13 protein-coding genes and 2 tRNA genes are annotated in these 14615 nt (G+C 59.1%); 5 read left to right on the plus strand and 10 right to left on the minus strand.

From position 1 onward, the window contains the following. The first annotated feature begins 76 nt into the window (after positions 1-76). Positions 77-1063, plus strand: a complete 987-nt coding sequence (locus HMPREF2857_RS10090) for an SURF1 family cytochrome oxidase biogenesis protein (RefSeq protein ID WP_070644115.1) — start codon at positions 77-79, stop codon at positions 1061-1063. Here the strand turns inward: HMPREF2857_RS10090 and HMPREF2857_RS10095 are convergent. The 4 genes from HMPREF2857_RS10095 to HMPREF2857_RS10110 all read right to left on the minus strand — a co-directional run bounded on the left by HMPREF2857_RS10095 (position 1060) and on the right by HMPREF2857_RS10110 (position 3368). Next, the gene (locus HMPREF2857_RS10095) at positions 1060-2019 is read right to left on the minus strand and encodes a cobalamin biosynthesis protein (RefSeq protein ID WP_246819697.1); all 960 of its coding nucleotides are present in this window, start codon (positions 2017-2019) and stop codon (positions 1060-1062) included. The genes HMPREF2857_RS10090 and HMPREF2857_RS10095 overlap by 4 nt on opposite strands. A 1-nt stretch (position 2020) precedes the next feature. After that, positions 2021-2626 carry a zinc metalloprotease gene (locus HMPREF2857_RS10100; protein ID WP_141698021.1) on the minus strand — a complete coding sequence of 202 codons (606 nt, stop codon included), beginning with the start codon at positions 2624-2626 and terminating at the stop codon, positions 2021-2023. 72 nt (positions 2627-2698) lie between these two features. Then, positions 2699-2770 (minus strand) — tRNA-Val (locus tag HMPREF2857_RS10105). 187 nt (positions 2771-2957) lie between these two features. Next, positions 2958-3368, minus strand: a complete 411-nt coding sequence (locus HMPREF2857_RS10110; RefSeq protein ID WP_005511050.1) for a DUF3052 domain-containing protein — start codon at positions 3366-3368, stop codon at positions 2958-2960. Between the two features lie 276 nt (positions 3369-3644). Between HMPREF2857_RS10110 and aceE the strand changes: the two genes are divergently transcribed. Both aceE and HMPREF2857_RS11000 read left to right on the plus strand, forming a co-directional pair. Next, the gene (aceE, locus tag HMPREF2857_RS10115; protein WP_070644118.1) at positions 3645-6401 is read left to right on the plus strand and encodes a pyruvate dehydrogenase (acetyl-transferring), homodimeric type; all 2757 of its coding nucleotides are present in this window, start codon (positions 3645-3647) and stop codon (positions 6399-6401) included. Next, positions 6401-6766, plus strand: coding sequence for an acyl carrier protein (locus HMPREF2857_RS11000; protein ID WP_083229221.1), 366 nt, complete (start codon positions 6401-6403; stop codon positions 6764-6766). The genes aceE and HMPREF2857_RS11000 overlap by 1 nt, the downstream gene beginning before the upstream one ends. On the opposite strand, the gene HMPREF2857_RS10125 is transcribed toward HMPREF2857_RS11000, so the two are convergent. The 4 genes from HMPREF2857_RS10125 to HMPREF2857_RS10140 all read right to left on the minus strand — a co-directional run bounded on the left by HMPREF2857_RS10125 (position 6742) and on the right by HMPREF2857_RS10140 (position 11841). Beyond that, positions 6742-7365: a DUF3145 family protein gene (locus tag HMPREF2857_RS10125; RefSeq protein WP_069359222.1), complete on the minus strand. Its 624-nt coding sequence runs from the start codon at positions 7363-7365 to the stop codon at positions 6742-6744. The genes HMPREF2857_RS11000 and HMPREF2857_RS10125 overlap by 25 nt on opposite strands. Before the next feature lie 267 nt (positions 7366-7632). Next, on the minus strand, positions 7633-8487 hold the full coding sequence (locus HMPREF2857_RS10130; RefSeq protein WP_070644124.1) for a serine hydrolase domain-containing protein: 855 nt from the start codon (positions 8485-8487) through the stop codon (positions 7633-7635). A gap of 10 nt (positions 8488-8497) precedes the next feature. Continuing rightward, a complete protein-coding gene (locus tag HMPREF2857_RS10135; RefSeq protein ID WP_070644125.1) occupies positions 8498-9880 on the minus strand; it encodes a dicarboxylate/amino acid:cation symporter in 1383 nt (460 codons plus the stop codon). 317 nt (positions 9881-10197) lie between these two features. Then, on the minus strand, positions 10198-11841 hold the full coding sequence (locus tag HMPREF2857_RS10140) for a DHA2 family efflux MFS transporter permease subunit (RefSeq protein ID WP_083310557.1): 1644 nt from the start codon (positions 11839-11841) through the stop codon (positions 10198-10200). Between the two features lie 257 nt (positions 11842-12098). Between HMPREF2857_RS10140 and HMPREF2857_RS10145 the strand changes: the two genes are divergently transcribed. After that, positions 12099-12172 (plus strand) — tRNA-Ile (locus HMPREF2857_RS10145). 20 nt (positions 12173-12192) lie between these two features. Here HMPREF2857_RS10145 and HMPREF2857_RS10150 read toward each other — a convergent pair. Continuing rightward, complete coding sequence (locus HMPREF2857_RS10150; protein ID WP_070644150.1) at positions 12193-12759, minus strand: thymidine kinase; 567 nt, start codon at positions 12757-12759, stop codon at positions 12193-12195. 93 nt (positions 12760-12852) lie between these two features. Between HMPREF2857_RS10150 and HMPREF2857_RS10155 the strand changes: the two genes are divergently transcribed. After that, a complete protein-coding gene (locus tag HMPREF2857_RS10155) occupies positions 12853-13857 on the plus strand; it encodes a PfkB family carbohydrate kinase (RefSeq protein WP_016423087.1) in 1005 nt (334 codons plus the stop codon). A 78-nt stretch (positions 13858-13935) separates the two neighbouring features. Here the strand turns inward: HMPREF2857_RS10155 and HMPREF2857_RS10160 are convergent, their stop codons facing one another. Then, positions 13936-14568: a MusI family membrane protein gene (locus tag HMPREF2857_RS10160; RefSeq protein ID WP_070644128.1), complete on the minus strand. Its 633-nt coding sequence runs from the start codon at positions 14566-14568 to the stop codon at positions 13936-13938. Between the last annotated feature and the right edge of the window lie 47 nt (positions 14569-14615).

A 14615-nucleotide genomic window follows, 5' to 3' on the forward strand; every position in this document is an offset into this window, starting at 1 on the left:
TACCCGAAGTTCACTCAATCTCCGCACCGCCAATCACCAGCCGCTCTAGTGCCATCCACACCACCGGGTAAGCTCAATGAATGTGTTTAAGAATGTGCGCCAGTTTCTGACCCCTGGATGGGTTCTCACTGCCATTGTCGCCATTGCGTTTTCCTATCTCGCATTTACTGTTCTGGCTCCGTGGCAGTTGGGTAAGAACACTGCGACGCAGCATCGCAATCAGCAGCTTGAGCACTCATTCGAGCTCGACCCCGTAGATGTCAATGAGCTAATGCCCAAGGGCAAAGGGTTCGTCGAGGGCAACGAATGGCGTCGCGTTACCGCCACCGGGTCCTTCCTGCCGGATACCCGCGTGCTATTGCGTAACCGTCCGGTCAATGGGGCCCCCGCCGTCCAGGTACTTGATGTCTTCGTCGCTAACAATGGCGAAAACTACCTGGTCAACCGCGGCTTTGTACGTCCGACAGACTCCAGCACCCCCAATGTTGAGCCAGCCCCGAAGGGCACCTTGACTATCTCGGCCTTTACCCGCCGAAACGAGATTCCCGCCGAGACCGCCCCAATCCCCGGCACCCCGCCGCAGGTCTACGGAATCAATACCAAGGAAGTGTCCGAGCTAGTCGACACCGAACTCAACCCCGATTGGCTTCAGCTCTCGGACAAATCTGATGCCGTCATCGAGGCCATTCCGCTGCCCGCTCTGGAGTCCGGCCCCTACCTCTCCTACGGCATTCAGTGGATTTTCTTCGGCGCTCTCGTGCCGCTGGCCGTCGTCTGGTTCATTCGTGCTGAAATCGTCGAGCGCAGACGAGACCGCGCGGAGCAAGAGGAGATGGCTAAGAACCTCCGCGATGCCGAAGCCGCGGAACCAGTAGATGACGCTGATGACTCTGAGGACGCAACACCCGAATCGGACGATGCCACCACTCCCACTCCTCCGCAGGCTAAGTCCGAAGAGGATCGCGCCGCCGAGCTGCACCGCCAGCGCATGGCGCAACGCTACGGCAACACTGGACACCGCGCCGCAGGTTACCGCGACAACCGATACGACGAGCGTTTCTAACTCTCAGCTCGCGCTTTCACGCGCCGGATACATCCGGCGATTACTGCTGCTCCGGCGCAGCTGAGCGCAACAATATTTTGTACTCGCTTGCTCAGCTCAGCCGCACGCCGAACATCTGCCACCGCAGGTCTCCGACCACTGCCAAGCACCGGGCGCATCTCCACTCCACTGGGATACACCGTCGCGCCGCCCAGCTGCAGCCCCAGCGCGCCTGCAGCGCTCGCCTCCACGACGCCTGCGTTCGGGCTTGGGTGGTTGCCGGCGTCTCGTCGCCACGCTGCCAATGCTTGACGACGATTCGGGCCTGCAACCACAGTTGCGACAGCTGTAAGTCTCGCGGGGAGGAACCCGGCGACGTCGTCAAGCCGTGCACTAGCCCACCCGAACTGGCGATAGCGAGCGTTGCGGTACCCCACCATCGCGTCGAGGGTATTGGCCGCTCGATGAGCGACCACACCAGGAGCGCCTGCGATGGCACCCCACATGAGCGTGCCGGTGACGGCGTCGGAGGTATTCTCGGCGAGCGATTCGACGGTGGCTCGGGCGATGCCATCAGCGTCGAGAGCTTTCGGATCACGCGAGCATAGCCACGGCACTAGCGCACGAGCGGCATCGATATCTCCGGCGGAAAGTCGGTCGGCCATACGTTCGCCCGTGCGGCGGAGGGTAGTGCCGCCGAGCGATGCCCACGTGGTGGCAGTCAGTGCGAGGGTCGGGGCGACTGTACTGACTGCGGCGGTAAGCACTACCGGTGCGGCCACTGCGATTGTGGTGAAAGCTACACCGCGCGCCTTGGAATCGGCATAAATTCGGCGCTCAAGTTTGCTGACGGCCTGCCCGTAGATTGCCACCGGATGGTGATTGGTGGGATCTGCGAAAATGCGGTCAAGCGCATATCCCGCAGCGATGGCTGCACCGCGTCGCCAGAGGCGTCGACTTCTGGCTTTTATACGCAATTTAATCGAACTGTCCCTGCAGAACGGCTACGACATCGAGCGGAGTGACATGTGCTGCCGGATGACGGTGCGAAGATGCAGCCATCAAGGTGTAATCACAGGTGTGCCGGATACCGAGTAGGTGCCCAAACTCGTGTGCAAGCGTGCTGCGAATTGCATCAGGATAGAGTGTGGAAGTAACGAAAACCGTCATTTCTTTACTAATTTCCGATGCAGAAGCCAAAACGTGCGAGTTCGGCTTAGGCACGTAGCGAACGCTCACGGTATCCGAATCAGCTTTGTCTTTGGTCACTTCCCGGAGCACGACCTTGCCACCGAGCTTTTCATTCCACTCTTGGGCAGCAGCGTCCAGCTGCGCGCGGTACGGAAAGTCTGGAGCAACAACGTAGTCCAGGGTGCCGTCGGCAAGGTAGGAAGGCATCTTGTCGGAGAGATGAAGAATCGATGGATCCTCCACCGGCTCGCCTGCATTTGCGGCTTTGACCATTGCCTTACAGGTGGCAGCGTCGATTACTGGTTTACCGTCTCCTCCAATTGCGTAGGCCTGTGGGCCCGCAAGTAGAGATCCGGCAACAATGATGGTTACTAGCGATTTGGTAAAACGCACAGACCGGGAGTTTAGCACAAACAAAAATCCGCCCGGTTTCTCCATTACGAGAATCCGGACGGATTATGACTGTGCGGCGAGAGGGTTTCGAACCCCCGACCGCTGGTGTGTAAAACCAGAGCTCTACCGCTGAGCTATCGCCGCGCTGCTGCGAAACTTTAACACACGGCAAACATAGATTGCCAATTTCGCACTACACACAGCGTTTATCCAGTTTATTTAAGCAGACTTTCTCAACGACGACAGCCCGCCTCACGGCAGCCCTACCCAGCAACAGCTCAGCTAGTGGCCAAATTTAGCTGATTAGCTAAAGCCAATCAGCTAGAACCGGCTAGCTAGAGCGCTGCACCAGGCAATTGCCCTGCCAATCCCCCAGACGAAGCGCCGAGGTGTTGGAGAAACCTGCCAGCTGTGCGGACTCGTCAATCACACCAGGATCAATGGCACCCGGCTGACCAGCACCCGGCGTGAGCAACCAAACGCGGCCTTCATCCTCCAAAGGGCGGGAAGCATCCACAAGACCATCGACCAAGTCGCCGTCTTCTTCACGCCACCACAGCAATACGACGTCGACAACCTCATCCGTGTCTTCGTCGAGCAGGTCTGCATCCAGGAAATTCTCGACCGACTCACTGATCGCTGAGTCACAGTCCGTATCCCAGCCAACCTCCTGGACTAGCTGACCTTCCTTGATGCCGAGCCTGCTCGCATATTCATGAGCAGCGCCTGTGGCGTTGACCACTTCCCTTTTCCTCCTCTAGAAAAAATATCCAGCTCGATTTTTCGAGCTATGTGGGGAAATTTTACCGCTCAAATACATTTTTCACAGCTGCAAAATAAGAATTTCCCCAAAAAGGTGCAGTTTTCGCAGTGTTCTTCGCAATGTTCGTCGTAAAGCCGACCGGATTGTTCGGTGAAAGCGTGTGCAAGAAACGGCTAGGGGCACAACAAACGATTCAGACGTAGAGTGGAGAAAAATAACCTTTGCCTTTCCTTCAGGGACTGAAAGGAGCTCACAATGTCCGATACCTCGTCGGGTACGCCACAAGCCCACTCTGATGAGTCAAACTTTGCCCTTATCCGTGATGGGGTCGCCTCCTATCTCACGGATGCAGATCCTGAAGAGACCAAGGAGTGGCTTGAGTCTCTCGACGGACTGTTAGAAGAGGCAGGTCCGGAGCGCGCACGTTTCCTCATGCTGCGCCTGCTGGAACGTGCCACGGCAAAGCGCGTGGCTCTACCGCCGCTGACCTCGACAGACCTCGTCAACACCATCCCAACTGAGATGGAGCCAGAATTCCCAGGCGATGAGGACATTGAGCGCCGCTACCGCAAGTGGATTCGCTGGAATGCGGCAATTATGGTCCATCGCGCACAGCGTCCGGGTATCGGCGTGGGCGGACATATCTCCACCTATGCGGGCGCCGCACCGCTTTACGAGGTCGGCTTTAACCACTTCTTCCGCGGCAAAAACCACCCAGGCGGCGGTGACCACGTCTTCTTCCAGGGCCACGCTTCGCCGGGTATGTACGCCCGCGCATTCCTAGAGGGGCGTCTGACCGAAGAGGACCTCGACGGTTTCCGTCAGGAAGTCTCCCTCGGCAAGAGCAAGGGCCTTCCCTCCTACCCGCACCCGCATGGCATGCCAGAATTCTGGGAGTTCCCGACGGTGTCCATGGGCCTTGGTCCGCTCAACGCCATCTACCAGGCACGCTTCAACCGCTACCTGCATGACCGCGGCATCAAGGACACCTCCCAGCAGCACGTTTGGGCCTTCCTCGGTGACGGCGAAATGGACGAGCCGGAATCTCGTGGCGCCATTCAGCATGCGGCGCTGAACAACCTGGATAACCTGACATTCGTCATTAACTGTAACCTGCAACGCCTCGACGGTCCGGTGCGCGGCAACACCAGCATCATCCAGGAGCTGGAGTCGTTCTTCCGCGGCGCTGGTTGGAATGTCATCAAGGTCGTTTGGGGCCGCGAGTGGGACGAGCTCTTCGCTAAGGACAAGGACGGCGCACTAGTCGACCTGATGAATAAGTTCTGCGATGGCGACTACCAGACGCTGAAGGCTAACAACGGCGCTTGGGTGCGCGAGCACTTCTTCGGCCGTGACCCGCGCACTGCCAAGCTGGTCGAGGACATGACCGACGAGGAGATTTGGAACCTCCGTCGCGGTGGCCACGACTACCGCAAGATTTACGCTGCCTACAAGAAAGCCTTGGAGACCAAGGATCAGCCGACCGTCATTCTGGCGCACACGGTTAAGGGTTATGGCCTCGGCCATAACTTCGAGGGCCGCAACGCGACCCACCAGATGAAGAAGCTGACGCTCGATGATCTGAAGCTTTTCCGCGATAACCAGCGCATTCCGATCTCCGACGAGGAGCTGGAGAAGGATCCCTACCTGCCGCCATACTACAACCCGGGCCCAGAGTCCGAGGAAGTGCAGTACATGCTGGAGCGCCGCAAGGAACTCGGCGGTTTCGTGCCGGAGCGTCGCACTAGCTACGAACCACTGACAACGCCAAAGCCGGAAACCCTGAAAAACCTCCTCAAGGGATCAGGTAAACAAAAGGTTGCCACCACTATGGCGACGGTGCGTGTTTTCAGGGACCTGATGCGCGATAAGGATCTCAAGGACCGCTTCGTGCCTATCATCCCTGATGAGGCCCGCACCTTCGGCATGGACTCCTGGTTCCCGACGCTGAAGATCTACAACCCGCACGGCCAGAACTACACTCCGGTCGACCATGAACTGATGCTGTCCTACAAGGAAGCGAAGGACGGTCAGATTCTGCACGAGGGCATTTCCGAGGCGGGCTCTGTGGGGTCGTTTACCGCTGTCGGCTCGGCGTACGCCACCCATGGCGTGGCCATGATTCCGCTCTACATCTTCTACTCGATGTTCGGTTTCCAGCGCACGGCTGACTCCATCTGGGCTGCCGGTGACCAAATGTCCCGCGGCTTCCTACTCGGCGCCACCGCCGGTCGCACGACGCTGACAGGTGAAGGCCTGCAGCACATGGACGGTCACTCCCAGCTGCTGGCAGCTACGAACCCGTCCGTGGTCTCCTACGACCCAGCATTCGGCTACGAGATTGCTTACATCGTCTGCGACGGTATCGACCGCATGTATGGTCCGGAGCGCGGCGAAGATGTCATCTACTACCTGACTATCTACAATGAGCCGACTTCGCAGCCGGCTGTCCCGGAAGACCTCGATGTCGAAGGGCTGCTTGGCGGTATCTACCGCTTCCGCAAGGCCGAGGGCGACAAGCACGTCAACCTGCTGGCTTCCGGCATTGGCATGCAGGAGGCGCTGCGCGCCGCGGACATCCTGGAAGACTACGGTGTGGCTTCCTCGATTTACTCGGTGACTTCGTGGAATGAGCTGGCTCGCGATGGACACGAGCGTGACACTGAGCGTCTGCACAACCCGGCTGAAGAGGTCGAGGACGCCTTCGTTACCCGCCAGCTGTCCGACACCGATGGGCCGTTCATCGCGGTGACTGATTTCCAGCGTGCGGTCCCGGAGCAGATTCGCAAGTGGGTTCCGGGGGACTACACCGTCCTCGGCACCGACGGCTACGGCTTCTCGGATACCCGTCCGGCCGCTCGCCGCTATTTCAACTCCGACGGCGAGTCAGTCGCTGTTGCGGCCCTGGCCGCACTGGCACGCGCTGGCAAGCTCGACAAGAGTGTCGCCCAGGAAGCAGCCGAAGAGCTGCAGATTACCGACCCAACCGCAACCACTCAGGACGCTGAATAATGACCTCTAGCCTTGGAGATCAGCTCAGCGCCCTACTGGGCACACAGGTCACCGGCGCCGGTGACGCTGACGATGCCTCACCCAATGCAGCGAACGCGGGCTCGAAGAAGGGTTCCGCCGACGCTGACCTGCCCGCAGGTCTTCACGGAGAGGTCGCGGCAATCGTCAAAAAGATGGCTAACGACGCGGTGGAGTCCTTAGAGCTCTCCACTCCGCTGACCGACTACGGCTTTGACCGCTTGAGCGTCGTAGAGTTGGCCGTCCGCTGTGAGGAAGAGCTGGGAGTTCGCATTGAGGACGAGGACATTTCCTCGTTTAAGACCCTTGGCGATGTAGTTGACTACATCGCCGCCCGGCGCGGGTAGAGCTGCAGCACGTTAGCTGCCTCTACCCCACCGAGGTCTGCGTTGCCAGCGGTCGAGTTGCCGCTGGCACTGTCGGGTCCGGCAGGGGTAGACGTCGTAAAGCACTCTTCGGGGGCGTAGCCTGCCGTCATCATGCGCATCGGCTCTAACACGCGATCCCACGGCCCGCCGATGGCCGCGTCGAGGGCGCCTGCGATGTCGCCGCCGCGTGCCATGATGGAACGCAGCGCATCCTCGTTGACCACGATGTTTCCGGCGGCATCGGTCTGTCCGGCGAAAGTCCCCAGCTGCGGGGTATGGCAGTAGCGCATGCCATCGATGGCGTAGCCGTCATCATCCACGGCTGGGTCTTGCGCCAGCTCGAAATAGAGGCGGGGCCACCTAGCCAGGTTGTCCACCAGTGTGGCGATGGTGTCAGCACTTGCAGTGAAAGGCACCTCGGCGCACAAAGTGGCATCCTGGTCGGTCGCACGCCAAATATCCCGGCCTGGCTTAGTGCCATCGGGCATGCTGAGTCGGGCCAGCGCCCACGTGATGTGTGGTTGCAGCGGCCCTGGCATGCTGTGAATCCACAGGACGCCTGAAAGTTGGGTGCGCATAGACGAAGGTCCTCGGAAAAGTTGCGGTCAATTGGTGTAAGACGAGATTCGTCTTCCCCTACGAACTCATCCAACGACACTTGCCACACTGCAGAAAAAGCACTGCGGTAAAACAACACTTCTGAGGTTTGCGTTGCACGTGTTTATGATTGTTATTTCCGAGACGGCTGCTGGCAACCCTCAAGTTGTCCTTAATCCCCCAGATGTGATTTAGCGCTGAGACGAAAAATCGGCGCCGCAAGCGACGCCGACTTAGCTCATATCCCCTTAATCTTTAGCGTGTTCTTCCAGTTCACGCCATAGTTCATCGTTGAAGTCAGTCCACAGCGGCTTAGCCCATTCGCCGAAGGCTCGATCGGTTAAAGCGATCGCCGCCCGCCCGGTTGGACGATGCAACCACAGGAATGTGCCCGCCTGCCCGAAGTGGCCTGCGACATCCTTGGGCATCGAAGCACCAAACCACAGCCCCTGCTTGGAATCGGGGTGTCCGAAAATCTCAAAGCCCAGACCCCAATCGGCCGGACGTTGCATACCATAGCCCGGCACGACACCATTCAGGCCCGGGAACTGCACGGTCAACGCTTCGGTCACGGTATCGGGATGCAGCAGAGTAGGGGCGAGAACCTCATCGACGAAGGCCATGAGATTAGCGACACTGCTGCGCGCGCCATGCCCTGCCGAGCCATCCAGCACGGAATCTGACATCCCCAGCGGCTCAAACACGGCCTGGCGCAGGTATTCACTAAACGGCATCTCTGCCTCCGCAGCGATGGCATCGGCGATGATGTCAAAGCCCGCGGAGGAGTAAATGCGCCGCTCCCCTGGTTCTTTTTCCAGCTCGCGGCTGGCAAAGCCCACCCCGCCGGCGTGTGCCAGAAGGTGACGCACAGTCGCGCCGTGACCGGGTGGCGTGAGCTCTTGGTCGAGCTCCACCGCGCCCTCTTCGACGGCCACAAGCATGCCCACAGCGGCCAGTAACTTGGTCACGCTAGCGAGCTCAAAAACGCGACCGCTATCACCGTGGGTGTGCCAACTGCCATCATCGGCACGCACGGCAGCCGCGACCGTGTCAACTGGCCACTGATCAACTTGCGCAAGAACAGAGGGCTTCCAAGAAGTCATGGCCTCAAGACTACGCAAGCGTGGCGGACTCGGACTTTTCGGCGGACTCGGACTTCTCAGCAGGCGCGTCTGCAGACTCGTCGTCCGACTCGTCGGCTGGCGACAGGTCGGCGTTGGCGCTGGCGTCCCACTCGTCCTTGTCCCAGATTCCCGCACGCTTTGCGACGACCAACGGGACCACAGCCTGACCGGTGACGTTCACCGCAGTGCGGCCCATATCCACGATCGGCTCGACAGCCAGCAGGAGGCCGACACCGGCGAGTGGCAGGCCAAGGGTCGACAGGGTCAGGGTCAGCATGACGGTAGCGCCGGTGGTGCCAGCAGTTGCAGCCGAACCGATGACGGAGACGAAAATGATGAGCAGGTAGTCCGTGAAGTCCAACGGCACACCGTAGAACTGCGAGACGAAGATAGCCGCGATAGCCGGGTAAATGGCGGCGCAACCATCCATCTTCGTGGTGGCGCCCAGCGGTACGGCGAAGGAGGCGTACTCATCCGGCACTGCCAGACGACGGGAGACAACGCGCTCAGTGACTGGCATGACGCCCATAGACGAACGGGTGAAGAAGCCGAGCGAGGTCACTGGCCAGACGCGACGGAAGAAGTCGATTGGGCTAATGCCATGAATCTTCAGCACGACTGGGTACACGACTGCAATGACCAGGAACAGGCCAACGTAAATAGCAATGGCGAACTTGCCCAGGCTGCCGAGCGCTTCCCAGCCATACTCAGCGACGGCGTGGCCGATGAGGGCTGCGGTACCAATCGGTGCCAGACGGATGACCCACCACAGGACCTTCTGCACGATGGTCAAAAGAGAGCCGGAAAACTCGATGAATGGCTCAGCCTTCGGGCCAACCTTCACTGCGGCGACACCGAAGACAATCGCGATGACCAGCAGCTGCAGGACGTTGAAGTTCAGCGATCCAGATACAGCACCGTCAGATTCGCTGATCTTCACGCCAAGGCCGAGGAAGTTCTGCGGGACAATGCTCTGCAGGAATCCCCACCAGGAGCCCACGGAACTCGGCTCTTGCGCTGCCGAGGCATCCACACCAGAGTTAACGCCCGGTTTGATGACCAAGCCCAGCACGATGGCGATGACCACCGATACAAAGGACGTAATGGCAAACCAAATCAGTGTCGAAACAGCCAGCTTGGCTGCACCTGCGACCTGACGCAGGTTGGCAATCGACACTACGACTGCGGTGACAACTAGTGGCGGGATGAGCAGCTTCAACAGCGTGACGTAGGTACTGCCGACCTCGTCGAGCGCTGTGCGCAGCGAGGAGTCATCGCCAGTACTGCGGGCCATGAAGCCCAAAATGAGACCAATAATCAGGCCATAGACAACTTGGGCACCGAAGCCGGTCGCCCATTTAAATTTATTCACTTTTCCTCCTGGAGTTTTATTTCTCTGAAAACACTTGTGCCGCGCCTTATGCCGTCTGACAAATGCGCGCGACGGGATCCGAGGCCGCTGAGCTCAGCCTCGAAGAGACAGGCGCAGCGAGGCGGAAGCCCCGAAGTGTTTAGCGACAGGAGGAAGTGGAGATTCGGCCGTAATCGAGCCAACGCCGCTTTGTGAGCATTTTCATGTTGGTCATTTCTATCTAGCAAGTCCGGTTAAGAGACAAACGATAAGACTGCCACGATTGATGTTGTGACACCAATTTCCAACACGGCCCCTCACCCGAATATTCCACATCGCTAATTCGATTTCTCAGCCTGCCTGCGCAACTGCAGTACCTTCAGCGAGCAGAGGAAGCCAATAGTCAACGCGCCGACAGCGGAATACAGCGCAAACTGCGTGGCATGTGCAAACGCATTTGTCAGCGGCACCAACACACCGTCGGGAGCACCCTGCGCACGCAGACCAATCAGCATCGAGCCAGCGGAATCCTTCAGCCCCTGCCCCATCTGCTCCAGGCCCGGCGACAGCTTCGCGATCTCACGATCCAGCCCAATCGTCAGCGCCATACCACCGAGCGCAGCACCGAGCGCCGAACCAATCTGCCGAATTGTCGACTGCGTTGCCGATGCCTGCCCCGACAGACGCACCGGAATATCGCCAAGCACCAACGAGGTCAGCTGCGCCGATGCCAGACCAAGACCCAGACCGTAGACAATCAATGCAAACACAACCAGCCACAGCGGCAGGTCAACGCGCTCTTCGGCCGCCAACTGCAGCGAACCAAAGACCTCGAGACCAAGGCCCACAATCACCACACCTGCCGGGGTAATCCGAGCTGCCAGATGACGCGCCATGGCACCTGCGAAGAACGCACCGAGAGCCATTGCTGCCAGGACCAGGCCGGTTGCGATCGTCGATAAGCCAATCGCCGACACCAAGTAGAGCGGCAGCACGAAGACCAGCGCGAACTCCCCCACAGCGACGAGCATCGCCGTCGTATTCCCCCAGCTGAATGTGGCGTAGGAGAACATCGACACATCCAACAGCGCGGGATCCGCGTTCCTCCGACGACGGTTTTCCCACAGCACGAAGGCGACAAGCACCACCGCACCAACTAAGAGCGTGACGACGGGTGCGGAGGGAAAAGCGAACCCTATCTTGGCGCCCTGGATGATGCCGAATACCACGGCACCAAAGCCGATTCCAGACAGCACCAGGCCAAGGACATCGAAGCCACCCGCGCCATTGGCATCACCCGCGGTGTTCGGCACCCAGCGCAGCGCAAGGACGAAAAGCACCACTGCGATGGGCACATTGACCCAGAAGATGGCTTCCCAACCAGCGAATTGAGTGAGCACGCCGCCTAGGAGCGGGCCGACTGCTGCCGCACCTGACATGACCGCGCCCCAAATGCCGAATGCGGTGGCACGATCTTTGTCACGGAACAGCGCGTTCACGCTGGACAGTGTTGACGGCAGGATGCAGGCGCCACCAATGCCCTGGATAACTCGGGCTATGACCAGTGGAGCCAAGGCGGTGGAAAGTGCCGCAACGATGGAACCGACCGTGAAGATGACCAAGCCGACGAGGAAAAGCGTTCGACGGCCGAAGCGGTCACCAGCACGGCCAGAGGTTAGCAGCAGCGCGGCAAAGACGACAGAGTAGATTGTGGTGATCCACTGCGCGCCGACGATGTCGAGGCCCAACTCCGAAATGATGGTCGGCAATGAAACACCAACGATGGTGCCGTCCAGGACAATCATGCCGAGGCCAACCGCGAGCACGAGCAAACCCCACCAGCGCTGTGGTGACACCGCAAACTCGGCGATTTGCTCCTCGCTGGCGATCGCCGTGGCGGTGGTGCCCTTCACTTTCGCTGTGACACCGGGTTGTGCGTCGGCTGAGACGTCGGCGCTGCTCAAGGAAGGTTTTGTACTCATATGATTAATGCTAGAAGCGTCCTAGGACTGATTCATCAACCGAAAGTCGTAACTTTGCGGAAGGTTCAGCTCCGTTGAGTACAGGGATTACCTTCGTCGGCACGGAAACACTTAGCTTCATTGACCCCACGCAATGGCAGCAGGACCCGCTGTCTATAGGGCTTTTATCACCGCACGGTGGCAGATTGCTATGATGCTATGAGGTTTTGGGCACTGGTTCATAGTGCTTAATTGTCACTTCACAGTGCCCAATCCTTGCCCCTATAGCTCAGTCGGTTAGAGCAGAGGACTCATAATCCTTTTGTCGCAGGTTCGAGCCCTGCTGGGGGCACTAAAAACTCCGGGCTCTACTCACGCCCACTTCCCCGACATCCGGTTGTAACAGCTGGCGCACAGGGAGATGTACTTCGGCGCTTCGAGTGCCTCAATTTCCACGGTTTCGCCGTCGAGGATAATGCTGCCGTCCGGATTCAACCGTGCAGTAAAGATGGCCTTCTGCCCACAAGTGCAGATTGTCTTAATTTCCTCAATGGTGTGGGCAACTTCGAGCAATCGCTGGGAGCCTGGAAAGGCATGGGTGCGAGAGTCGGTACGCAGGCCGTAGCAGAGCACCGGGGTACCGCGAAGGGTAATGCCCAGCAACTGATCGACCTGGTCAGGGGTAAGAAACTGTGCCTCATCGATGATAAGGCAATCGTGGCCGTCGGCAAGCGAGGAGAGGTCATCGCCGTCGTGGACGAGGTGCGCGCGTTCCGCGATTCCGATGCGGGAGTGCACGTCACCATCAGCCAAAGTATCCACGGCTGGCTTGGCGATCAACGGTCGCATATCGCGCTCGCGGTAGTTGTGGGCGACGCGGAGGACCTCGATGGATTTTCCGCTGTTCATGGTTCCGTAGCGGAAGTACAGTTTTGCCATAGCCATCGATTGTAGGGCATCGATTCGCGGGCTCTGACGGCTGTAAACTCGGGCCGCCAACACGGATTTGAATTCCCGACTATCCTATTTTTTATGCAGCCGATTCCTGACCTGAATGAGAATCCAACAGTTGTTGTATGTGGATCTATCCACCTAGATACCCTGGTACAGGTCGATAGCGTACCCGCAGAAGGTGGCACGCTCATCGTTGATGACGGCACTAATATGCTGGGCGGCAAGGGCGCCAACCAGGCCGTTGCTATCGCTTATAACGGTGTCCGTGCGATCATGGCCGGAACTGTTGGCGAGGACCGCGCAGCGGATTTCGTGGTCGAGGAACTCAACGCACACGGCGTAGATGTCCACTCCATTCAGACTTCCTGGGATTTGCCGACCGGCAGCGCTTTCGTCGCAACGAACCGCAAGGGTCGCCCGGTGATTTTTGTCCAGCGCGGTGCCGATGCGCTAACCGACCCCACCGATTTCGTCGACGAGTTCGCATCAGCGGATGTAGTGCTCGCGCAAGGCGAGCTACTACCGGAAGCAACTGAGGCCATCGCGTCCGTCGCATCCATGTACAGCGCGCGTCTAGTGCTGAACCTCAATCCGGTCGTAACCGTTACACCTGCGCTGATTGACCATGCAGATCCGCTGATCGTCAACATGAAGGGCGCCTGGGAAACAATCCGTCGCCTGGACATCGCCGAGGGCATCCGCGCTACCGACTACCGCGCACAGCTCGAGGCACTTCTGCAGTACTGCCCCAGTGTCGTCATGCTCCGGGGCGACCACGGCTGTCTCTTCGCACAGCACTCCGACGGTCTCGACGACGAGCCGACAATCTATGAGCACCCCGCGCTTAAGCTGCCAGAGGAGAAGATTGTCGACGGCACTGGCTCCGGTGATGCGTTCGTCGGCACGCTTACCGCGGAACTGGCTAAGGGCACCTCGCTTTACGACGCCGTCCCCCTGGCCACCGCAGCAGGTGCGGCAGCCGTACAGGCCGTCGGCGCATGCTCCGCTTTTGTGCGCCGCGAAAAACTGCTGGAGATGGTCGAGGCGGAGGATTTTCCCTCTGTGAAAGAGTACGAGGGTTAAGGGTCGTCAGCGGCCGGGTGTGCGAGCTGGCACCGATTAAGTCAGTGCCAGTCGGGACAGTGGAGCCAGTGGGAGAACCTACCCAGCATTGTCTAGCAGAACGGGCTCAAGCGCCAGCATCACCAAGTACCAACTCAACGCGTACCCGATGAGGAAGACATAGGTAGCAATCGCGTAGATTTTCGCCGGGAAAAAGAATATGGCCGCGGGCACGATGAGAAGCGCCAAAACTGCGAGCGCAGTCCGCGGCAGGTTTTTGACGGTCATGCTGGTGGCCGTTGCCAGGGTTCGGCGTAGCGACGACTGACCGTCGGAAAGCGAGCACAGCGAGTAGACCCAGGCGGTAATTCCCAGCAGTATTAGCGCCCCGGAGGTAACTCCTGCGGCGAAGATTAGGCCGACAGTGCCGAGGTCCGCGCGGGAAATAACGTAAAACTCATAGCCAATGGCTCCGGCGAGAACCACGGTGAATAGCCACCACACGGTTGGTGTGCGCCAATTGTCCAGCAGTGCGCGCAAGAAGCGCCGTACGGGCCTTGAGCCTTCGTCACGGACCATATCGCGAGCGACCACTACCCCAGCGCGAGTTGCGGCGCCTGCAGTGACTATCGGGATGGATGCGACGATCATCAGCAGGTTGATGATTACAAGGTCTGCTAACAGCGACCAGGCTGCGTAGAACTTTGTATCGGTGCTGAAAAATCTATCCACGGGTTCATATCCTAATAAAGGCTGATTAACAGACGAAAGCCTCAACC

It is taken from the genome of Corynebacterium sp. HMSC076C10, assembly GCF_001812455.1.
In the GTDB taxonomy this organism is placed as follows: Bacteria; Actinomycetota; Actinomycetes; order Mycobacteriales; family Mycobacteriaceae; genus Corynebacterium; species Corynebacterium jeikeium_D.